The 20,576-nt window shown below is 70.1% G+C and carries 21 protein-coding genes; 6 read left to right on the top strand and 15 right to left on the bottom strand.

Translation table 11 applies throughout. From position 1 onward, the window contains the following. Window positions 1–119 precede the first annotated feature (119 nt). Window positions 120–1,109, top strand: coding sequence for a helix-turn-helix transcriptional regulator (locus ACFOY2_RS26190; RefSeq protein WP_379530737.1), 990 nt, complete (start codon window positions 120–122; stop codon window positions 1,107–1,109). Between the two features lie 109 nt (window positions 1,110–1,218). Then, entirely contained in the window at window positions 1,219–1,596 is a 378-nt protein-coding gene (locus ACFOY2_RS26195; RefSeq protein ID WP_379530738.1) for a DUF5319 domain-containing protein, read from the top strand. 109 nt (window positions 1,597–1,705) lie between these two features. Here the strand turns inward: ACFOY2_RS26195 and ACFOY2_RS26200 are convergent, their stop codons facing one another. The 3 genes from ACFOY2_RS26200 to groES all read right to left on the bottom strand — a co-directional run bounded on the left by ACFOY2_RS26200 (window position 1,706) and on the right by groES (window position 4,670). Next, entirely contained in the window at window positions 1,706–2,341 is a 636-nt protein-coding gene (locus tag ACFOY2_RS26200; RefSeq protein WP_379530787.1) for a sigma-70 family RNA polymerase sigma factor, read from the bottom strand. 325 nt (window positions 2,342–2,666) lie between these two features. Then, window positions 2,667–4,286: a chaperonin GroEL gene (gene groL / locus ACFOY2_RS26205; RefSeq protein ID WP_379530739.1), complete on the bottom strand. Its 1,620-nt coding sequence runs from the start codon at window positions 4,284–4,286 to the stop codon at window positions 2,667–2,669. Between the two features lie 72 nt (window positions 4,287–4,358). Further along, the gene (groES, locus tag ACFOY2_RS26210) at window positions 4,359–4,670 is read right to left on the bottom strand and encodes a co-chaperone GroES (protein ID WP_043623565.1); all 312 of its coding nucleotides are present in this window, start codon (window positions 4,668–4,670) and stop codon (window positions 4,359–4,361) included. A 319-nt stretch (window positions 4,671–4,989) separates the two neighbouring features. On the opposite strand from groES, the gene ACFOY2_RS26215 reads away from it, so the two are divergent. The 3 genes from ACFOY2_RS26215 (at window position 4,990) to ACFOY2_RS26225 (ending at window position 8,909) form a co-directional block, all read left to right on the top strand. Further along, window positions 4,990–5,556, top strand: a complete 567-nt coding sequence (locus ACFOY2_RS26215) for a MarR family winged helix-turn-helix transcriptional regulator (RefSeq protein ID WP_379530740.1) — start codon at window positions 4,990–4,992, stop codon at window positions 5,554–5,556. An 11-nt stretch (window positions 5,557–5,567) separates the two neighbouring features. Then, window positions 5,568–6,737 (top strand): class I SAM-dependent methyltransferase, encoded by a 1,170-nt coding sequence (locus tag ACFOY2_RS26220; RefSeq protein WP_379530741.1) that lies wholly within the window; start codon window positions 5,568–5,570, stop codon window positions 6,735–6,737. A gap of 186 nt (window positions 6,738–6,923) precedes the next feature. Then, the gene (locus tag ACFOY2_RS26225; RefSeq protein ID WP_379530742.1) at window positions 6,924–8,909 is read left to right on the top strand and encodes a hypothetical protein; all 1,986 of its coding nucleotides are present in this window, start codon (window positions 6,924–6,926) and stop codon (window positions 8,907–8,909) included. A 17-nt stretch (window positions 8,910–8,926) separates the two neighbouring features. Here the strand turns inward: ACFOY2_RS26225 and tsaD are convergent, their stop codons facing one another. From tsaD to ACFOY2_RS26285, 12 genes are all read right to left on the bottom strand, one after another. Further along, on the bottom strand, window positions 8,927–9,958 hold the full coding sequence (gene tsaD / locus ACFOY2_RS26230; protein WP_379530743.1) for a tRNA (adenosine(37)-N6)-threonylcarbamoyltransferase complex transferase subunit TsaD: 1,032 nt from the start codon (window positions 9,956–9,958) through the stop codon (window positions 8,927–8,929). Further along, entirely contained in the window at window positions 9,951–10,382 is a 432-nt protein-coding gene (gene rimI, locus ACFOY2_RS26235) for a ribosomal protein S18-alanine N-acetyltransferase (protein ID WP_379530788.1), read from the bottom strand. The genes tsaD and rimI overlap by 8 nt, the downstream gene beginning before the upstream one ends. An 11-nt stretch (window positions 10,383–10,393) precedes the next feature. Further along, a complete protein-coding gene (gene tsaB / locus ACFOY2_RS26240; protein WP_357830164.1) occupies window positions 10,394–11,038 on the bottom strand; it encodes a tRNA (adenosine(37)-N6)-threonylcarbamoyltransferase complex dimerization subunit type 1 TsaB in 645 nt (214 codons plus the stop codon). Window positions 11,039–11,065: 27 nt separating this feature from the next. Further along, window positions 11,066–11,998 carry an aminoglycoside phosphotransferase family protein gene (locus ACFOY2_RS26245; RefSeq protein ID WP_379530744.1) on the bottom strand — a complete coding sequence of 311 codons (933 nt, stop codon included), beginning with the start codon at window positions 11,996–11,998 and terminating at the stop codon, window positions 11,066–11,068. 33 nt (window positions 11,999–12,031) lie between these two features. Next, a complete protein-coding gene (locus ACFOY2_RS26250; protein ID WP_379530745.1) occupies window positions 12,032–12,568 on the bottom strand; it encodes a class F sortase in 537 nt (178 codons plus the stop codon). Window positions 12,569–12,571: 3 nt separating this feature from the next. Continuing rightward, the gene (locus ACFOY2_RS26255) at window positions 12,572–13,228 is read right to left on the bottom strand and encodes a hypothetical protein (RefSeq protein ID WP_379530746.1); all 657 of its coding nucleotides are present in this window, start codon (window positions 13,226–13,228) and stop codon (window positions 12,572–12,574) included. A gap of 156 nt (window positions 13,229–13,384) precedes the next feature. Continuing rightward, window positions 13,385–13,843, bottom strand: coding sequence for a tRNA (adenosine(37)-N6)-threonylcarbamoyltransferase complex ATPase subunit type 1 TsaE (gene tsaE / locus ACFOY2_RS26260; protein WP_379530747.1), 459 nt, complete (start codon window positions 13,841–13,843; stop codon window positions 13,385–13,387). Next, a complete protein-coding gene (locus tag ACFOY2_RS26265; protein WP_379530748.1) occupies window positions 13,843–14,892 on the bottom strand; it encodes an alpha/beta fold hydrolase in 1,050 nt (349 codons plus the stop codon). Before ACFOY2_RS26265 ends, tsaE begins: the two co-directional genes overlap by 1 nt. Window positions 14,893–14,937: 45 nt before the next feature. Next, window positions 14,938–16,071 (bottom strand): alanine racemase, encoded by a 1,134-nt coding sequence (gene alr / locus ACFOY2_RS26270; protein ID WP_379530749.1) that lies wholly within the window; start codon window positions 16,069–16,071, stop codon window positions 14,938–14,940. 58 nt (window positions 16,072–16,129) lie between these two features. After that, window positions 16,130–17,581 (bottom strand): NAD(P)H-hydrate dehydratase, encoded by a 1,452-nt coding sequence (locus ACFOY2_RS26275; protein WP_379530750.1) that lies wholly within the window; start codon window positions 17,579–17,581, stop codon window positions 16,130–16,132. A gap of 9 nt (window positions 17,582–17,590) precedes the next feature. Beyond that, window positions 17,591–17,941 carry a holo-ACP synthase gene (locus tag ACFOY2_RS26280; protein ID WP_357830187.1) on the bottom strand — a complete coding sequence of 117 codons (351 nt, stop codon included), beginning with the start codon at window positions 17,939–17,941 and terminating at the stop codon, window positions 17,591–17,593. Between the two features lie 13 nt (window positions 17,942–17,954). After that, on the bottom strand, window positions 17,955–19,361 hold the full coding sequence (locus ACFOY2_RS26285; protein WP_379530751.1) for an alkaline phosphatase PhoX: 1,407 nt from the start codon (window positions 19,359–19,361) through the stop codon (window positions 17,955–17,957). A gap of 175 nt (window positions 19,362–19,536) precedes the next feature. Here ACFOY2_RS26285 and coaA point away from each other — a divergent pair, with 175 nt between their 5' ends. Next, window positions 19,537–20,439 carry a type I pantothenate kinase gene (gene coaA, locus ACFOY2_RS26290; protein WP_379530789.1) on the top strand — a complete coding sequence of 301 codons (903 nt, stop codon included), beginning with the start codon at window positions 19,537–19,539 and terminating at the stop codon, window positions 20,437–20,439. Window positions 20,440–20,576 lie beyond the last annotated feature (137 nt).

A 20,576-nucleotide genomic window follows, 5' to 3' on the forward strand; every position in this document is an offset into this window, starting at 1 on the left:
GCAATCGGTGAACCCCAGTAGGCACAAGCAGCGGACAGGAGCGCATTGCGGGGTTATCCTCGCGGCACGCCCGTGTCCCCCCGACGGAGCCGCCCAAAATGCGCAACGAGCCCCAAATCATGTCTGATCCCTTTGAGACGCTGGGCCTCGACCCGGCACAGACCGCGCTGTACTCCGCGGTGCTGCGCCTGCACAGAGCGACGCGCACCGATCTCGCCCAGGCCACCGACGGCCAGGTCGACAAGGTCGGCCGGCAACTCGACGACCTCGTCAAGCTGGGCGTGATCGACGAACAATCGGGCCAGTACCTGGCCAGACACCCCGCCGCGGCACTCGGGCGGGTCATCACCCAGCGTCTCGACCGACTGGCCGAGGAGAGCCGGATGATCGACTCGGCGCTCGGCTCGATCCGCGCGCTCATCCGCGACTATGACGCCGGTCGCGCCTATCAAAGCGGGCCGTTCACGGTGGAGATGGTGAGCGGGGCGGATGTGCTGTACGAAAGCGTGGTCGGCATCGCCCTGCAAACGCCGCCAATGGAATTACTAACCGCCGTTCCGGACGAACGCAGCATCACCGACTTTGCGCGGAAATTTGCGGATCCATGGATTGATGCGCAGAAACGAAATCTGCTCACCGTTCATCTGATCGTTCCGGTAAGCACCCTCAACCTGCCCGGCGTCCGCGATCAGCTCACCCGCCTGACCGAGACCGGCGGCAAAGTACGCACGCTGGACCGGGTGCCGAGCTGGTTCATGACCGCGGGGGCGGAGGTCGCGGGGCTGCCCCCGTTCTGGGGCGCCAACCTGCCCGACCACGCCTACAACTTCTACTTCGTCCGCACCTCGACGGTGGTCGGCGTGCTGCGCGCCTTCTTCGGCGAACTCTGGGGCCGCGCCGTGCCACTGCCGTGGGGACGCAGAGGCGACGGGATGGTCCAGGTGCTGCGGCTGGCCGCGCAGGGCATGTGCGACGACTCGATAGCCCGCCACCTGGGGGTCTCCGTCCGCACGGTCCGGGCCAGATTCGCCGAAGCCATCGCCGAACTGGGCGCGCAGTCCCGCTTCCACGCGGGCGTCGAAGCAACCCGCCGCGGCTGGCTGACCTGACCCACCCCACGCCGATCAGGCCACCGGAGCCGGCCCTTTGGCCGCGGGAGGGCACAGACGGCTGAGCCAATACCCACCGCTGAGGCCGCATCGGTCATATGGTGGGAAGGTGCTGGAAGACGTCCCCCGCGACCCGTTCGCGGACGACCCGAACGACCCTTCCTCTGCGATGGGCGCCCTCGACGACGCCGAGCCACTCACCGCAGCCGAGCGCGACGAGGCCATCACCGACCTCGCCGACGTCGAGGTCTTTCGCTCCCTGCTCGAACCGCAGGGCGTGCTGGGCCTCGTGCTCGACTGCCCGGAATGCGGTGAGCAGCACTTCTTCGACTGGGAGCTGCTGCGCGGCAACCTACGACAAATGATCGAGAGAGGCCAGCCACAGGTACACGAGCCGGCCTTTCACCCAGACCCGGCCGACTACGTCAGCTGGGAGTACGCCAGAGGCTATGTCGACGGCGTCATCGACACGGAGGAACGCCGCTGACCGACATCATCGAGCAGCGCGGCCAGCAGCCGCACGGCTGGATCGCCTGAGGCAGGCACCTCTCCACGACCGAGCGCATCGAGCAGCGCGTCGGTCTCTTCCTCTGGCGTCAAGCCGACTCCAGCTCCGCCATCTGCCGCAACCTGGCCAACGCCCGATGTTGAGCGACGCGGACCGCACCTGGTGACATACCGAGTACATTACCGGTCTCCTCGGCAGACAGTCCCGACACCACCCGCAACAGCAGCAACTCCCGCTGGTTGTCCGGCAACCGGGCCAGCAGCCTGCGCGCGTGCTCCACCTCGATGTACCGGACGACCGTTTCCTCGGGCCCCGGCCCGTCGTCAGGTCCATCGGGCAGATTCTGGGTCGGCACGGCCGAGCGCACGGAGCTCCGCAACGCGTCGGCCACCTTGTGCGAGGCGATCCCGAAGACGAAGGACGCGAAAGGCCGCCCCATGTCCCGGTATCGCGGCAGCGCGGACAGGACCGCGATGCACACCTCCTGGGCCACGTCATCGGCAATGTGATATTGCCCTGAAACCCTGCCCAGCCTGGCACGGCAATACCGCACCACCATTGGACGCAACTCACCGAGCAGGGATTCGATCGCACTGCGATCTCCCTGCACGGCAAGGCTCGTCAGTTCCCTAAGGTCGGAGTCATCCGTCCGTGCCGGAAGTCTCGACGCGAGCCTTACCCCAATTTTGGCGTCGGCGACGCTTCCCTCGCTCACGATAGGCACTATGCCCGCACTGATCCGGCCTGTCGTCATGGCGAACGGCTACGGATTGGTCACATTGAAGCGACGATAACCGCCCGTAATCAAATGACCACACTAAGCCTTATCTGCTGACATAATGTTTCATCCCATAACCCAGAATGCGCGACAATTGTCAGACCCCCGACGCTTATCGCCCACCCCTGGTTTACTCCATTAATCCACCTTTTCCCCCACTTCCCCCCGCCGACCCACAAGCTCCCCCGGGCGGCGCCGCATGTTCCTGGCCCGGAAACGCGCATGGCCCGCACCCCCTCCGGGTGCGGGCCATGAACGGCGGGAGAAAAGGTCAGTGGCCGTGCCCGTGCCCGTGACCCTGGCCGGCGGCCGGGGCCTCCTCCTCGGGCTTGTCGACCACGAGGGCCTCGGTGGTGAGCAGCATGCCGGCGATGGAAGCCGCATTCTGCACAGCCGACCGCGTGACCTTGACCGGGTCGATGACGCCCTGGGCGATCAGGTCGCCGTACTCGCCGGTGGCGGCGTTGAGGCCCTGACCGGCGGAGAGCTCGGCGACCTTGTGCGTCACCACGTAGCCCTCCAGACCGGCGTTCTCGGCGATCCAGCGGGCCGGCTCGACCAGCGCGCGGCGCACGACGCCGACACCGGTGGCCTCGTCGCCCGTCAGGCCGAGGTCGTCGATCTCCTTGGAGACGTGGATGAGCGCGGAGCCACCGCCGGAGACGATGCCCTCCTCGATCGCGGCGCGCGTGGCGGAGATCGCGTCCTCGAGGCGGTGCTTCTTCTCCTTCAGCTCCACCTCGGTGGCCGCGCCGACACGCAGCACGCACACACCGCCGGCGAGCTTGGCCAGACGCTCCTGCAGCTTCTCGCGGTCCCAGTCGGAGTCGGACTGCTCGACGGCAATCTTGATCTCCTTGACCCGGTCCTCGATGGCCTGCTGGTCGCCTGCGCCGTCGACGATGGTCGTGTTGTCCTTGGTCACCACGACGCGGCGGGCCTGGCCGAGCACTTCGAGACCGACGTGCTCCAGCTTGAGGCCGACCTCCTCGCTGACGACCTGGCCGCCGGTGAGGATCGCGATGTCCTGCAGCATCGCCTTGCGGCGGTCGCCGAAGCCCGGGGCCTTGACGGCCACGGAGGTGAAGGTGCCGCGGATCTTGTTGGTGACCAGAACGGCCAGGGCCTCGCCCTCGACGTCCTCGGCGATCACCAGGAGCGGCTTCTTCGTCTGGGCGATCTTCTCCAGCAGCGGCAGGAAGTCCGCGATGGAGGCGATCTTGCCCTGGGTGATCAGGATGTAGGCGTCCTCGAGGACCGACTCCATGCGCTCGGGGTCGGTGACCATGTAGGCCGACAGGTAGCCCTTGTCGAACTGCATGCCCTCGGTGAACTCGAGCTCCATGCCCATGGCGTTGGACTCTTCGACGGTGAGGACACCGTCCTTGCCCACCTTGTCGAACGCCTCGGCGATCAGGTCGCCGATCTGCGCGTCCTGAGCGGAGATCGTCGCGACGTTGGCGATCTCCTTCTTGTCCTCGACCGGCCGGGCGCTGGCGAGCAGCTTGTCGCTGATCTCCCTGGCGGCCTTGTCGATGCCGCGCTTGAGCGACAGCGGCGAGGCGCCGGCCGCCACGTTGCGCAGGCCCTCGCGGACCATGGCCTGGGCCAGGACGGTCGCGGTGGTGGTGCCGTCGCCCGCGATGTCGTTGGTCTTGGTGGCCACTTCCTTGGCGAGCTGGGCGCCGAGGTTCTCGTAGCGCTCTTCCAGCTCGATCTCACGAGCGATGGTCACACCGTCGTTCGTGATCGTCGGCGCACCGAACTTCTTGTCGATGACGACGTTGCGGCCACGCGGGCCGAGGGTTACCTTCACGGCGTCCGCGAGGGCGTTCACGCCGCGCTCGAGCGCGCGGCGGGCGTCCTCGTTGAACTCCAGGATCTTCGCCATTGCTGAAAGTCCTCTCCTAGCGTCGAAAGCCCCGGCCGCCCTCAAGAGCGCCCGGGGCTCGACACATCCGGCTTACTTCTCGATGATCGCGAGAACGTCGCGGGCGGAGAGCACGAGGTACTCCTCGCCGCCGTACTTGACCTCGGTGCCGCCGTACTTGCTGTAGAGGACGATGTCGCCCTCGGAGACGTCGAGCGGAATCCGCTTGTCGCCGTCCTCATCCCAGTTGCCGGGGCCCACCGCGAGGACCTTGCCCTCCTGCGGCTTCTCCTTGGCGGTGTCCGGGATGACCAGGCCGGAAGCGGTGGTCTGCTCTGCCTCAAGCGGCTGAACCACAATGCGGTCGCCGAGCGGCTTAACGGGAACCTTGGTGGCGGTCGTCACGATCGGACCTCCCCTTCAGATTTGAATGATCTAGAAGAGGCGACCAGCGGGGCCTGCCGTCGCGGGTGTCAGACCTGCCTCGTCGCACGTTTGGCACTCTCAAGGGGAGAGTGCCAACAGGAAACATATGCAAGAGGGGCTTGACAGTCAACACGAACGCGTCTGCTGAGAGCGATCAGGCCCACCAGCCTATGACGAGGTCGGCCCCGATGCCCCGCCGCGCCGACGTGGACGGCCTACGCGCCCGGCTCTTCAGGCCATGCCGCACAAGGTGACAACGTCAAATATTTCAATGTTAAAGTTTTGCTACGATATCAGGGTGGATGACGCGATCGATGTGATCATCGGGCAATGGGCGCGTACGCGGCCCGACGTCGACGTGTCCCCCATGGGTGTCGCCGGACGGGTGTCGCGCGCCTCGCGGCTGCTGGAGCGTGGGGCCAGGGAGTTCCTGACCGGGCACGGGCTGGAGGCGTGGGAGTTCGACATGCTGGCCACGCTGCTGCGCAACGGCGACGACGCCACGATGTGCATGAAGGACATGTCCACGGCCGGGATGGTCAGTCCCGGCGCCCTCACCAACCGGATGGACCACCTGGTCAAGCGGGGGCTGGTCACCCGCGGGCAGGCGCCGGGCAACCGGCGCAAGACGCTGGTGTCGCTCACGGAGGAGGGGCGCCGGGTGGTCGACGACGTCCTGGAGCGGCACGCGGCCAACGAGGACCGCCTGCTCGCCGGGCTGTCGCCCACCGACCGCGAGGCCCTGTCGGCCCTGCTGCGCAAGCTGCTGGTCTCCCTGGGCGACACCCCGGCGTCGTGCGGGGACGCCCCCGGCCCCCGTGAGAGCCCCACCCTCGCGGCCTCTCGACCCCCGCGGTCGCGCTAACGTCGTTCGACGTGGACCTCGACGCCTTCAACGAGCTGCTCACCCCGCGCGGCCGGCAGGCGCTCGCCGCGGCGGGAGAGCTCGCCGGCGCCGACCCGGTCGCCGCCGCGACGAAGCTGCGCAGGACGTACGACGCGACGCTCACCTCGGCGGCCCTGACCCAGGCGACCCTGCGCGAACGCGCCAGAGCCAAGTTCGGCCAGGACGCAGGCTCGATGTACTTCACGCCCCACGGCCTCGAACAGTCCACCCGCGCCGAGGTCGCCGAGCACCGCGCCCGCCGCCTGACCGAGGGCGCGGGTTCGCCCACGGTCGTGGACGCCTGCTGCGGCATCGGCGGCGACCTCATCGCCCTGGCGCGCGCGGGCTGCACGGTGACGGCCGTGGACGCCGACCCGCTGACCGCGGCCGTGGCCGGGGCCAACGCCGAGGCGCTCGGGCTGGGCGACCGGGTGACGGTGACCGTGGCCGACGCGGCGACGATCAGGCCGGAGGATTACGACGTCCTGTTCGCCGACCCGGCCCGCCGTACGAGCAGGGGCAGGACGTTCGACCCCATGGCCTACTCGCCGCCCTGGCCCGTGGTCCTCGATCTGGTCTCCAGGGCCCGCAGAGCCTGCCTCAAGGTCGCCCCCGGCATCCCGTACGAGTTCATCCCCGAAGGCGCCCAGGCCGAGTGGATCTCCTTCAAGGGCGAGGTCAAGGAGGCCACGATCTGGGCCGGCGAGGGCGGGCCCCGGCAGGCCACCCTGCTGCCCGCCGGGCACACCCTGACCGCCACGGGCGCGCGGGCCCCTGTCGGCCCCGTCGGCCGCTACGTGTACGAGCCGGACGGCGCCGCCATCCGGGCGCACCTCGTGGGCGAGGTGGCCGAGATGGTCGATGGCCGTCTGCTCGACCCGATGATCGCCTACATCGCGGCCGACGACCCGACGAACACCCCATGGGCGACCCGGTATGAAGTGACCGACGTCATCCCGTTCTCACTGAAAAAGCTGCGCGCGATACTCCGAGAGCGAAAAATCGGAAATGTCACCATCAAAAAGCGCGGCTCCGCCGTCGACATCGAACGGCTCCGCACCGATTTGCGGCTCAAAGGGGACAATTCCTCGGTAATCATCCTTACCAGAATTCTCGACAAACCCTCAGTTCTCATCTGCAACCCCCTTCTACCTGCATGAACAGGTGAGTCAGGAGCTAATCCCGATCTTTGGATTCGCCCCCGCCTGACCTTGATCGAAAGGCTAAGGTGGACGGGCGGGAGTTCTCCCTGCTAATGCGGTGCCCCGCGTTCTCGCCCGTTCATTTGCAAACCGGACCTATCCCACCGCTGCGCGGCAGACCGTCGGCGACGAAGGAGCCTTTCGGTGGACCATTCCAACCACACCACCCTTCTCCAGGCAGGCGGCCAGTCCGCGGTCTCCGAGAGGATGCGAGACCTCCTCGCGCGTGCCGCCCAAGATCATGTGTACGAGCAGCGCACCCAGGGCGCGGTGCTCGACGAGATCCGCCAGCGGCTGGAGGGCATGGAGTGGCTGCTGCGCGAGGTGCGAGAGCGCGAGCTGGGCGGGCTCAGCGGCACGCTCGAATCGGTCAGCGGGCGGCTCGACGAGATCACCGCCAAGCCGCCGATGTGGGCCGAGGGGCTGGCCCAGCACGTCGAGGCGGTCCGCGACCACGTCGACGCCGTCGGCGAGCGGGTCAACCACGTGGACGCCAGGGTCACCCCGGTCGCCGAGCTGCCGAGCCTGTGGGCCGACCTCGGCACCGTGGGCGAGAGCGTGGAGGAGGCGCTCAACCGGCTGCAGTCCGTGCTCGACACCACTGATGGCATCACCAAGGGAATGTCCGATTTCGCCGTGACGCTGGCCAACCTGCATTCGAGTATGGAGGCCGCGGCCGGCAGGTTCACCAGGCTCGACAAGTCGATGTCCGAGCTGGCCACCCGTACCGACCGCGTCGAGATCGTGGTCGGCGACCTGTCCGAGAGCGTCAACGAGCGGCTGACGGGCACGGCCGAGCAGATGTCCGCCCAGGCCGAAGCCGCCGAGCAGCGCCTGACCACCCGCCTGGAGGAGACCGACCAGCGGCTCACCGCCAGGCTCGACGAGACCGACCAGCGGCTGACGACCCGTCTGGAGGAGACGGGCGAGCAGCTCACGGCCAGGCTCGACGCGACCGACGAACGTCTCACCGCGCGCCTCGACGTCACCGACGAGCACCTCAGCAGCCGCCTCGACGCCGCCGAGCAGCGGCTGACCGCGCGGCTGGAGGAGACGGGCCAGCGCCTCGGCAGCCGCCTCGACGAGACCGACCAGCGGGTCGCCGCCCAGCTCGCCGAGACCGACGAGCGCGTGGCCCTGCGCCTCAAGGAGGCCGACGAGCAGCTCACCACTCATCTGTCCGACATCGAGCAGCGTCTGACCACCCGGCTCGACGAGGCCGACCAGCACCTCGCCGTCCAGCTCGGCGAGAGCGAGCAGCGGCTGGCCGCCCGGCTCAGCGGCGTCGACTCCAGGCTCGAACGCGCCGAGGGCCGCCTCATGAGCCTCGAAACCAGGCTGACCGGGTTCGACGGCCGCCTGGAGTCCACCGAGGAGTGCCTGTCCGACATCGACGGCAGGCTCGACGGCCTCGACGGCAGGATGGGCGGCCTCGACAAGCGCCTCATGTCCATGGACGGCCAGCTCGGCGGCGTCGACAGGCGGCTGAGCGCGGTAGACGGCCACCTGGGCCGCCACGACGACCGCTTCGACGCGCTCGACGTCCGCATCGACGCCCGTTACGCGGCCCTCGACGACCACATCTCCGCCACCGACCAGCGCCTCAGCGAGGGCGCCACCCGCAACGAGGGCCGCTTCAACAAGCTCGACAACCAGATCGACGCCATCGACGAGCGCCTGGTCGAGGCCGAAGAGAGCCTGAGCGGCCGGCTCGACACGATCGACGGCCACGTCAGCGGCCTCGACACCCGCTTCAACGGCCTCGACACCCACATGAACGGCCTGGCCACCCGCGCCCAGCAGGCCGGCGAGCACCTGGAGTCGGTCGACGACCGCATCGAGGCCGTCCACCAGCGCGTCAGCCAGCTACCCGCCGCCCTGGCCATCCCCGAGCGGGTCGGCGAGCTCGTCAAGGCGCAGACCGGCGAGCAGGCCGAGCGGCTGACCGCCGCCGCGAACACCCTCACCGACCTGGTCAGGACGCGCCCCGACCGCGACGAGCTGGCCGCGACCGTCACCGGCATCGTGGCGCCGGCGACCAACGACCTGACCAGGCGCCTCGGCGCCCTGGAGGAGACCATGCTGGCCCTGGCCGAAGCCCTCCTGCGCCCCATCAGGGCGAAGGACTGACCCGGAGCCGGCAGGGCTCACACGTGAACGGTCGTGATCGGCAGTGAGGAGTCGGCGGGGATCTCCAGCGTCGACGGCGTGACCCCGGCCGCCACCAGGTCGGAGCCCAGGGCCGCGACCATGGCGCCGTTGTCGGTGCACAGGCCGGGCCTGGGCACCCGCAGGCGCACCCCCGCCGCCTCGCACCGCTCCTGAGCCAGCGCCCGCAGCCGGGAGTTGGCCGCCACGCCGCCGCCGACGAGCAGGTCGCGCACCTCGTACTTGCGGCAGGCCTGCAGCGCCTTGCGGGTCAGCACGTCGACCACGGCCTCCTGGAAGGAGGCGGCCACGTCGGGCACGTGGACGGACTCGCCCGACGCCTCGCGGGCCTCGACCCAGCGCGCCACGGCGGTCTTGAGGCCGGAGAAGGAGAAGTCGAGCGTGCCGTCGTCGATCTTGCCGCGGGGGAACACGATCGCGCTGCCCGAGCCGTCGCGGGCGACCCTGTCGATGTGCGGCCCGCCGGGGAACGGCAGCCCCAGCACCCTGGCGACCTTGTCGAACGCCTCGCCGGCCGCGTCGTCGACGGTCGAGCCGAGCGAGATCACGTCTTCGGCCACGTCGGGCACGAGCAGCAGCGAGGAGTGCCCGCCGGAGACCAGCATGGCGATGCACGGCTTGGGCAGCGGCCCGTGTTCGAGCTGGTCGACGGCCACGTGGGCGGCCAGGTGGTTGACGCCGTAGAGGGGCACGCCGAGCCCGAGCGCATATGACTTGGCCGCCGCGACCCCCACCAGCAGGGCCCCGGCCAGCCCTGGACCGGCCGTGACGGCGATGGCGTCGATGTCGGAGAACTTCAGCCCGGCTTCGGCCAGTGCGGCCTCCACGGTGGGCGTCATGGCCTCCAGATGGGCGCGCGAGGCGACCTCGGGCACCACGCCGCCGTACCTGGCGTGCTCGTCCATGCTGGAGGCGATCGTGTTGGCCAGCAGGGTGTGGCCCCTGACGATGCCGATGCCGGTCTCGTCGCAGGAGGTCTCGATGCCCAGGACCAGGGGTGCGTCAGTCACCAAGCTTCCTTCTCATCATGATCGCGTCGGTGCCGTCGTCGTAGTAGCGGCGACGGGTACCGATCTCCTCGAACCCGAAATGCCGGTAGACCGCCTGCGCGCGCGGGTTGTCGGCGCGTACCTCAAGGAAGATCTCCCGCGCTCCCCTGCGGTGCGCCTCGCCGAGCAGCTCGGTCAGCATCGCGCTGCCGATGCCGGTGCCCTGGTGGCGCTCCAGCACCGCGATGGTCTGCACGTCGGCCTGGTCGGCGGCGGCGGCGAGCCCGGCGTAGGCGACGATCTCGTCGCCGACCAGGGCCACCACGTAGTGGCGTGAACGGGGCATCTCATCCAGCTCGCCGCGCATCATGCCCTCGCTCCACGCGTCGAGCGGGAACGTGGCCTGCTCGATCGCCATGACCGCCGGCAGGTCGTCCGTGGTCATCGGCCTGATCTTCACGCCGTCACCCTCTTGGGCGCGCCCGGCACCACCGCGTCGGGCCTGCGCAGGTAGATCGGGCGGGGCGGATCGAGGGGCGTGCCCTCGGCCAGCCGCTCGGCCGCCAGGGCGGCCAGGGCGCCCGCGTAGGGGTAGGGCGGAGCGTCGCTCTTGCCCAGAATGTCGGGGTAGAGGTCGGCGCCCGCGCCCACGACCGGCAGCCCCTCCACCGGGACGTCGGCGGGCCGGTCGACGAAGGGCCCGTCGCGCCGGGTGCGCATGTCGGTGTAACGCGCCCAGAACACCTCTTTGCGCCGCGCGTCGGTGGCCACCAGGAACGGCTCGGCGCGCCCGCTGCCATAGGCGACCGCGTCGAGCGTGCACACGCCGTACGCGGGAACGCCCAGCGTGGTGGCGAGCCCCTGAGCGGTCATCAGCCCCACGCGCAGCCCCGTGTAGGGCCCGGGGCCGCTGCCCGCCACGATGGCGCTCACCTCGCGCAGCGTGGCGCCCGCCTCGCGCAGCACCCGCTCGACCGTGGGCACGAGCAGTTCACCATGACGCCGGGCGTCGATCGTCGTCGACTCGGCGAGCACCCGCTCCCCGTCGTGGAGGGCGGCGGTGACGGCGGGCGTCGCGGTATCAAAGGCCAGGACCAGCACGACTGTTTAGCCTACCCGCAGGACGGCTCACACCCAGCCGGTACGCCGTTTCAGCCAGTCGAGCGCGACCACGCCCTGAGCCCGCTGGAACGCCCTGACCGTGGGGATCCCCGGCGGGTCGGGCAGGCGGGCGTGCTCGGCGAAGAAGCCGGCCAGCGCGGCGACCACCGAGGTGACCGCGGCCGGATCGACATCGGGGAAGATCTCGTGCGGCGGCGGCCCGCCCTGCATGCCGACCGACGGCAGCATGCCCACCAGGTCGAACCAGGGCGCGCCCACGCAGGCCCACGGCCAGTCGACGAAGAAGACGCGGTCGCCGGCGAGCAGGATGTTGTCCGCCCGCAGGTCGGCGTGGACCAGGCTGTCGCCCGCCGCGGCGGCGGCCCAGCCGGACTCCAGCTCGGCCAGCTCGTCGAGGTGGCGCAGCGCCCAAGGGTCGAGGCCGTCGGCGTCCTCGTCGAGCAGCCGCCGCCAGCCGGCGAACGACTCACCGAACACCTCGGCGATCGGCGGCGCGGCGATGGGCGCGGGCGTGAGCGCGGCCGACATCTCTCCGATGGCGGCCAGCACCCGGTCGAGCTGATCGCGCCGCCACGGCACCTCGGGGTGCGCGCCCTCGACGTCCTCGAAGACCAGCGCCACCCAGCCCTCGGCCTCGAACCCGGCCAGCAGCCTGGGCGCGGGCACGGACTCGGGGAGGGCCGCGGCGATCTTGAGCTCGGACCGGAAGAGGCGGGGGGTGTCGGGGTTCGGCCCGGGGCCGACGGCCTTGACGAACGCGCGCCGCCCGCCCTCCGTGACGATCCTGACCGCGGCCGCGGGAGAAAAGCCTCCCGGCTGGGTGTGGGCCGCCACCACGCGCCCGCCGAGAAAGTGCTCCACCCTCTCGCGCACCAGCGGATGGACGTCCTGCCACGGCACACGGGAGCCGGTCGCGGGCGGGTTGGTCTCGACGTTCATGTCGCCATGATCTCCGACCGGCGCAAGCCGTTTTCAGGCCTTGGAGGCGTACACGATGATGTTGTCGAGATATTCACCCTTGGCGGAGTCGAACTTGCCCCCGCAGGTGACGAGCCTGAGCCCGTCCTCCATGTACACGCGCCTGGTCGGGAAGGAGTCCTTGTGCACCTGCTCGATCGAGTCGACCTTGAAGCGCACGACCTTGCCGTCGCTGCGCTCGACCTTGACGGTCTCGCCCTTGCGTAAGTGCCTGAGCTTGTAGAACACGGCCGGGGCCGTCTTGGTGTCGACGTGGCCGATGATCACCGAGGCGCCCTTGTCGCCGGGCACGGCGCTGCCGGAGTACCAGCCGGCCAGCTTCGGCTTCTCGTAGGGCGGCAGCTCGACCTCGCCGTCCTTCTCCAGGCCGAGCTTCATCAGCGGGGCCTCGACCTCGATCGAGGGGATGTCGATGCTCTCGGGCACGACGGCCGCGGCGGGGGTGGTGCCGGTCTGCATGTTCTTGCCAAACGCGACCAGCACCAGACCCGTGATGGCGCCCGCGAGCACCACCCGTCCTGGTCGGGCCATCGGCTACGCCCGGTTGCGCCGCTTGACCGCGATGCCCACGCCCGCGGCCAGTGCCAGCCCGGCGAGCACGCCCGCGGTGCCGAACGGGATGGGGGACCCCTCATCGGCGTCCTGGGCGTACGTGCCGCCGCCGCCCGCCTTGGGCGCCTTGCTGGGCACATTGCTCGGCAGGGCCTCGGCCGCGGCCACCCGCAGCGTGGCCCGGCCCAGGTCGTTGGTGCCGTCGCACTTGACGTCGACCCGGTAGCTGCCGCGCCCGACCGTTCCCGAGATCTGCGCCTCGCCGCGCACCCAGGGCGAGCCTGCGGACGGCTTGGGGCTGGCGGAGGAGGCGGGGACGGGGTTGAGCGTGACGCCGTTGACGAACGCCTTGGACGTCGCGGTGCCGGTATGGGCGGGGCCGCCGGTCGGCACCGGGCAGTTGGCCAGGACCCACACGGTGGACGTCTCGCCCGCGGTGACACGGTCGGGGTTGAGCTCGACGGAGATGGTGCGCCTGGTGGCCGTGGGGGTGGCGGTGGGGTTGGCCGTCTGGGCCGCCGTGCCGCTGGCCGTGGGTGTCGGCGTGGTTGTCGGATCTGACTCCGCCGAAGCCGAGCAGCCGGTCAGCCCGACCATGACGATGGCTCCCGCGCACGCGACTCGCCTGACCCTGAGCACCGGCCGCACCCCACTTTGCCGTCTTGCAACCCAGCATCCATCAAAACTATGGATGTCGCCCCTCCTGATACCCAGAAATTCTGGGCAAATCACCGACCAATGATCATTGGCCTGGTAGGTCAAGGGTGCCACCATTGCCGGGCTTTGGCCGGGGTTTTAGCCTTCTAGCGGATCAGACGGCGTGTCGGCCCATCTGGGGCCCACGCCGCGCACGGTCACGATCCGGGCCTCGTCGCCGGCCTCGCGGTCGATGTGGATCTCCAGCCGGTCGTCGGCCAGGCCCTCGACGAGCCCCTCGCCCCACTCGACGACGGTGATGGACTCGTCGAGGGAGGCGTCGAGGTCGAGGTCGTCCACCTCCAGGTCGCCGCCCAGCCGGTAGGCGTCGGCGTGGACGAGCGGCGGGCCCTGGTGCAGCGACGGGTGCACCCTGGCGATCACGAAGGTGGGCGAGGTGATCGGGCCGCGTACCTTGAGCCCCTCCGCGAGGCCCTGCACGAGCGTGGTCTTTCCCGCGCCGAGCGGGCCCGACAGGACGAGCAGGTCTCCGGGGCGCAGCAGGGCGGCCAGGCGGGCGCCGTACGCGCGCATGTCCTCGGCGGTCGCGAGCCTCACTACGGCTCCACCCTCTTGATCAGGTCGCGCAGCGCGTCGTTGACGACGCCCGGACGTTCGAGCTGGATCAGGTGGGAGGTGTCGGGCACCTCGGTGAGCTGCGCCTTGGGCAGCGCGGCGGCGATGGCCCTGCTGTGGTCGGGCGGGGTCAGCCAGTCGCGGTCGCCGACCAGGATCGCGGTGGGGATCGGGTCGAGCACGTCGAGGGCGGAGAGTTTGTCGTGGTTCATCAGCGCCGGGTAGAAGTCGGCGACGACCTCGGTGGGGGTGGCCCTGATCATCGACTCGGCGAAGTCGACCACGGTCGGACTGATGTTCTTGGAGTCGCCGAAGCCCATGTAGCGGGTCATCAGGAAGGCGATGTCGCTGCCCACGCGCCGGGTCCTGTCGACCAGCGCGCCGCCCTTGCCCAGTATCGAGACCGTGGACGGCGCCACCTTGTGCACGACCTTGGACACCATCGCGGGCAGGCCCAGCGTGAGCTCGGCCAGCTTGCCCGCCGAGGTCGCGATCAGCGCCACGGCGCGGATCTTGTCGCCGAACAGCTCGGGGTGGCGGTCGGCCAGCGCCATGATCGTCATGCCGCCCATGGAGTGGCCGATCAGGACGCACGGCCCCGGCACGAACTGCTCGATCACCTCGGCCAGGTCGTCGCCCAGCCGGTCGATCGTGCTGTCGTCGGCGCTGCCGCGCTGCGAACGCCCGTGGGAGCGCTGGTCCCACAGCACGAGGCGATAGTTTTCTCGCAGGTCCTTGCGCTGGTAGTGCCAGGACTCCAGGCTGAGGCAGTAGCCGTGGCAGAGCACAACGGTCACTTCAGCATTTTCCGGCCCGTCGATCTCGACGTGCAGGGCCTTGCCGTCGGAGGTGATGAGCGTGCGATCCCGGCCGCGCAGCTCGCCGAACGGCTCGCTGGCCTCGGCGTCGGGGCGCAGCCTGATCCGGCCGACCGCGTACCGCTTGGCCAGCGCCGCCGCCGCGACCCCGGCCGAGGCCGCACCGACGAGCGCGCCGGCGATCCCTACCCTGCGCCGTGTTGTCGTCGTCATCTCCCCGATCCTTCTCCGCTCATGGCCGGCGCGAAGTGCGCTGCGTCACTTCGAGCTCCTGTGCTCGTAGACCCGTGGAACTCGCGCGCCGATCCTCGTCACGATCTCATGGGTGATCGTGCCGAGATTATCCGCCCATTCCTGAGCGGTCGGCTCGCCCCCGTCGCCCGGCCCGAACAGCACGACCTCCTCACCCGCCGACAGCGGGTCGTCGCCCATGTCGATCATGAACTGGTCCATGCACACCCGGCCGGCGATCAACCGGCGGCGCCCGCCCGCCAGCACCTCCGCGCGACCCGTCGCGTGCCGGAGTATCCCGTCGGCGTATCCGAGCGGGACCAGCCCGAGCGTCGTCTCGCGCTCGGTGACGAAGAGGTGGGCGTAGGAGACCCCCGAGCCCTCGGGCACCCGCTTGACCAGCCCGGCCTGGGCCACGAGGGTCATCGCCTGCCTGAGCCCGAAGTCGCCCAGCTCGGGGATAGGGCTCAGGCCGTACATGGCGATGCCCGGCCTGACCAGGTCGTAGTGGGCGGCGGGCAGAGTCACGATGGCGGCGGAGTTGGCGATGTGCCTGATCACCTGCGATCCGGCCGCGCCGGCCTGCTCGGCCGTCTTCAACGCCGTCTCGAACGCCTCCAGCTGCTGGGCGATCGACGGATGCCCGGGGATGTCGGCGCAGGCGAAGTGGGACCAGAGCCCGACGATCTCGACGGCCTCCTCGGCACGCAGCTCCAGCGCCCTGGCCACCAGTTCGGGCCAGGCGGCCGGCGGCGCGCCGCCCCTGCTCATCCCGGTGTCGGCCTCCAGGTGCACCTTGGCGGTGCGGCCCGTGCGCCGCGCGGCCTCGGCGATGCCGTCGAGCAGTCGCACCTCGGAGGCGGACACCTCGATGTCGTGCCGCAGGGCCTCGTCGAGCGGCTCGCCCGGGGTGATCAGCCAGGCCAGGATCGGCGCGGTCACGCCGCCCTCGCGCAGCGCCAGCGCCTCGCTGACGAACGCCGTGCCCAGTCGGCTCGCGCCGCCCTCCAGCACCGCCTCCGCCGAGGGCACCAGGCCGTGTCCGTAGGCGTCGGCCTTGACTGCGCCCATCAGCTCGGCGCCGGAGGCACGCTCTTTGAGCAGCGCCACGTTGTGCCGGATGGCCGCCAGATCGACCCTGGCCTGCGCGGGGGTATGCATCCTCCTAGTGTGGCAGCTCACAGGGCGTGGTCGAGCGCGATTTCCGCCTCGCCGGAGGCTACGCGATCTCTCCTGAAACGGCCCTGATCGCCCTGGGGACGGCCGAGGCCACCCCCGCGGCCGTCAAAGGCGCCCCCGACGCGGCGAACCGGCCCGCCAGCCCGTGCAGGAAGGCCCCGCACGCCGCGGCGTCGTAGCAGCTCAGACCCTGGGCCAGCAGAGCGCCCGCCACCCCCGACAGCACGTCCCCCGTGCCGCCGGTGGCCAGCCAGGGCGTGCCCGTGACGTTCACGCGGGCCGGTCTCGACTCCTCGGCCACCACGGTGGTGGAGCCCTTGAGCAACACGGTCACGCCCAGCTCCGCCGCCGCCCGCCGCGCGTGCTCCAGCCGCGCCGCCTCGATCTGCTCCCGGTCGGCCTTGATCAGCCGGGCCAGCTCGCCGGCGTGCGGCGTGATCAGCACCGGCGCCGTACGCCGCAGCAGCCCCCGGTCCCCTGCCACCAGCGTCAGCGCGTCGGCGTCGATCAGCACGGGGACGCCGGATTCGAGCACCCTGGCCACCAGCTCGTGGGCCCAGTCGCCGGTGCCGAGCCCCGGCCCGAGCACCCAGGCCTGCACCCGTCCGACGTTCTCGATCGAGGGCCTGTCGAGCTCGGTGACGACGGCCTCCGGCCAGTGCGAGCGCACCTGCGCGACGGGCGCGCCCGTGCCCGCGTAGCGGACCATGCCCACCCCGGCGCGCAGCGCGCCGCCCACGGCCAGCACGGCGGCCCCGGTGAACCGGTCGCTTCCCGCCGCCACCCCCAGCACGCCCCTGCGGTATTTGTCCGATTCCTTGTCGGGTCTGGGCAGCAGGACGTCCACGTCGCCGCCGGTCAGCGCGGCCACGTCGGGGTCGGGCAGGTAGGCGCCGAGCCCGATGTCGATCAGCTCGACGGCACCCGCGTGGACGGCCCCCGGGTCGATGAGCAGCCCGGTCTTGTAGGCGCCCATGGTCACGGTCACCTTCGCGCGGACCGCCGCGCCCTGCACGCGGCCGCTGCTCGCGTCCACGCCGCTGGGCACGTCGACGGCGACGATCGGGGCGCGGGCGGCGTTGGCGGCCTCGACCAGCCCCGCGTACGGCTCCCGCAGCGCCCCCGCCGCCCCGATGCCCACGAGCCCGTCGACGATCAGGTCGGCCTCCTCGACGGCCGCCGCGTCCACGACCCGCCCGCCGGCCTCCGTGAACGCCCGCAGCCCCGCCTCGTGCGTCCTGGACCCGGCCAGAACGGCTCCCACCCAGGCCCCGCGCCTGGCCAGCCGCTCGCCCGCGTAAAGCGCGTCGCCGCCGTTGTCGCCGCTGCCCACAACAAGCACGACACGTTTGCCGTAGACGCGGCCGAGCAGATCGGCGCAGACGGAGGCGAGCCCGGAGGCGGCTCGCTGCATGAGCGTCCCCTCGGGCAGCGGCGCCATCAGGACGTGCTCGGCGGCCCGGATCTGGTCGGCGGTGTAGGCAGTGCGCATGATCCGAAGCTATCCCTCAGCGATCACGTAGGCCACGGCGACGCCCGCGTCGTGGCTGAGCGAGATGTGCCAGCGTTTGACGCCCAGCCCGTAGGCGACCTCCGCGGCCTTGCCCGTGATCCGCAGCTCCGGCTTGCCGAGCTCGTCGCGGCGCACCTCGGCCTCCAGGTGGCCGAGCCCCCTGGGGGCGCCCAGCGCCTTGGCCACGGCCTCCTTGGCGGCGAACCTGGCGGCCAGCGACCGCACCGGCAGCGGCTTCTCGATCTCGGTGAACAGCCGGTCTTTGAGCTCCGGGGTGCGCTCCAGCGCGGCCTCGAAGCGGGCGATGTCCACGATGTCGACGCCGATGCCCAGGATCATCGTCCAACCATAGTCAAAACCGGCCCCGCTCCCACGGACCCCAGATGGCGATCGACCGGCCCTGTTTGGCCTGGACGTTGACGTACAGCGTGTGGCCGCCGGGGCCGAAGGTGGACCCGGCGAACTCCGCGCCCTCGTCGCCGGGGATGGGCTCCAGGCGGCAGAAGTCGAAGATCTCCCCCGCCCTGGTGAGCCCGCGCAGGTAGTTGTCGCCGTCGCCGTCCTCGCACAACACCAGCGTCCCGCGCCTGCTCACCGTGACGTTGTCGGGCAGATCCAGCACGGACGAGCGCGGCGACTCGTAGACGAGCTTGAGCCGCTCGCTCCACGTCTCGTAGGCCCACACCTGCCCCCGCCCCTTGCCGAACCCGGAAGGTGGCCGTTCGCCCTGCGCGGTGGCCCCGCCCTGGGTGGAGACGAAGTAGACCGTCCCCTGGTGGTAGACGGCGCCCTCCAGCCTGGAGAAGATCGCCGCGCCCGCCTCCCTGCCCTGCTTGCCCACGGCCTGGACGGCCTCGTCGTTGGCCGGCCGTCCCTTGAAGTCGGGGTCGGGGTCGTCGATGTCCACCCAGACGGCGGCGTACGTGGCGCCGGCCGGCTGCCCTGCGGACAGGTCCTTGCGCTTGGCTCCCTTGACGGCGAGCATCTGCAACCGGCCGCCGTCGAGCAGTCGCCCGGCCTGGACGGGATGTTTCGGCGGCAGGTAGCGGTAGAAGCCCGATGGGAAGGCGAAGTTGTCCTCGGTGAGGTAGAGCGCGCCCGTGGAGGGGTCGAACGCGGCCGATTCGTGCGGGAAGCGCCCCGCCGACCTGATCGGCCTGGCGCGGGCGGTGCCGTGGACGGGCACCTCGAAGAGGTAGCCGTGCTTCTCGGTGAGCTTGGAGTTGTCACCGCCGGAGAAGTCGTCGGCCACGTCGGGCCCGTTGACCGTCTCCTCGCAGCTCACCCAGGCGCGCCAGAGCATGGGGCCGCCCGAGCAGTTGTGCAGGGTGCCGTTCAGCGAGGGAGCGCTCTTGAGCACCTCTCCGTAGCGGGTGACCCGCAGCGTCGAGGTGCCGCCCCCGGCCATCGGGTCGTAGGCCCTGGCCTTGTCGCCGAACGCGCCGACGGGCCCGGTGACCTCGTGGTTGCGGATCAGGATGGCGCTGCCGCCCGGCCCCGAGAAGGCCGCCATACCGTCGTGCCGCCCCGGGACGGTCGATCCGTCGCTGAACTTCTCCCCTGCGGCGCTGAAAGAGCGGTATTTGAAGCCGTCGGGCAGGTGCAGGCGCACCTTTCCATCACGCAGGTCGCGTACGGGACGCAGCGGCCCGTACGCGGGTACCGGCTCGGCGCCCCCTCGCGCACCCGCGCACGCGACCCCGGCGAAGGGCCCGGCGATGCCCGCGACGACGTTGGTGATGAAGCGACGACGGTCCACGGCGACCTCCCGTTGCGAACAGTAGCCGCCGGCGGATTTCTTCGGAGGAAGACTGATGTTCTTTCCCCGAACTGAATCTTGGTAATCCCATGTCTTTATCCACAGGCTGTGGACACGCCCCGCCCAGATCCGGATTTTCCGGCATCGCTACGCTGCCTAGGTGAACAACGGCTACGTGGAACTGAGCAGGGAGCAGTGGAGTGAGCTCCGCAAGAACACGCCCTTGACTCTCACCGCAGACGAGCTGGAAGAGCTGCGGGGCGTCGACGACCCCATCGACCTCACAGAAGTCACCGACATCTATCTTCCCCTGACCCGGCTGCTGAATCTGCACTTCACCGGGTCCAAACAACGCAGCAGCGTGCTGAGCGCGTTCCTCGGCCATCACGAGCACCGCATCCCGTACATCCTGGGCATCGCAGGCAGCGTCGCGGTCGGCAAGTCGACCACGGCCCGGCTGCTGCACACGCTGCTGGCCCGCTGGCCCGAGCACCCGCGCGTGGAGCTGATCACCACCGACAGCTTCCTCTACCCGAACACGGTGCTGGAGTCCAAGGGGATCATGCATCGCAAGGGGTTCCCGGAGAGCTATGACCGGCGGGCGCTGGTCAGGTTCGTGGCGGAGGTGAAGGCGGGCATGGCGGAGGCGCACGCTCCGGTCTACAGCCACCTCGAATACGACGTCGTGCCCGGCGCAACCCAAACCGTGAAAAATCCAGATATCTTGATCATCGAGGGCCTCAACGTCCTCCAACCGGCCCCGCCCACGTCCCTCGCCGTCAACGACTACTTCGACTTCTCCATCTACGTGGACGCCAAGGTCGAGGACATCCGCACCTGGTACGTCGACCGCTTCCACAAGCTCCGCCGCACCGCCTTCGAGGACCCGAAGTCGTACTTCCGTCACATAGCGGAGCTGTCCTACGAGGAGGCCACGACCTTCGCGGTGAACGTCTGGCGCGACATCAACGAACGCAACCTGGTCGAGAACATCGCCCCCACCAGGGGTCGCGCCGACCTCGTCCTGCAGAAGGGCCCCGATCACTCGGTACGGCGGGTGCGGCTGCGCCAGACATGAACGCCTCCTCGAACAGGTAACGGGCGAACCTGCCCCCACACTCCTGGTCGTCGAGGTCGGCAAACCAGCACTCTTCGCCATTGTCGTGACATCTGTAGCGAATCATGCGAGGAAGCTTCACGTAACCGCGTCAAAGC

It is taken from the genome of Nonomuraea purpurea (genome assembly GCF_042650645.1).
GTDB lineage: Bacteria > Actinomycetota > Actinomycetes > Streptosporangiales > Streptosporangiaceae > Nonomuraea > Nonomuraea purpurea.

Excerpts from the sequence above, each read along its gene's own strand:
- ACFOY2_RS26190 (WP_379530737.1), top strand. The coding sequence starts at position 120 with ATGTCTGATCCCTTTGAGACGCTGGGCCTCGACCCGGCACAGACCGCG.
- groL (WP_379530739.1), bottom strand. The coding sequence starts at position 4,286 with ATGGCGAAGATCCTGGAGTTCAACGAGGACGCCCGCCGCGCGCTCGAG.
- rimI (WP_379530788.1), bottom strand. The coding sequence starts at position 10,382 with ATGACCACGGACGACCTGCCGGCGGTCATGGCGATCGAGCAGGCCACG.
- ACFOY2_RS26245 (WP_379530744.1), bottom strand. The coding sequence starts at position 11,998 with ATGAACGTCGAGACCAACCCGCCCGCGACCGGCTCCCGTGTGCCGTGG.
- ACFOY2_RS26250 (WP_379530745.1), bottom strand. The coding sequence starts at position 12,568 with ATGGCCCGACCAGGACGGGTGGTGCTCGCGGGCGCCATCACGGGTCTG.
- ACFOY2_RS26265 (WP_379530748.1), bottom strand. The coding sequence starts at position 14,892 with ATGACGACGACAACACGGCGCAGGGTAGGGATCGCCGGCGCGCTCGTC.
- alr (WP_379530749.1), bottom strand. The coding sequence starts at position 16,071 with ATGCATACCCCCGCGCAGGCCAGGGTCGATCTGGCGGCCATCCGGCAC.
- ACFOY2_RS26275 (WP_379530750.1), bottom strand. The coding sequence starts at position 17,581 with ATGCGCACTGCCTACACCGCCGACCAGATCCGGGCCGCCGAGCACGTC.
- ACFOY2_RS26280 (WP_357830187.1), bottom strand. The coding sequence starts at position 17,941 with ATGATCCTGGGCATCGGCGTCGACATCGTGGACATCGCCCGCTTCGAG.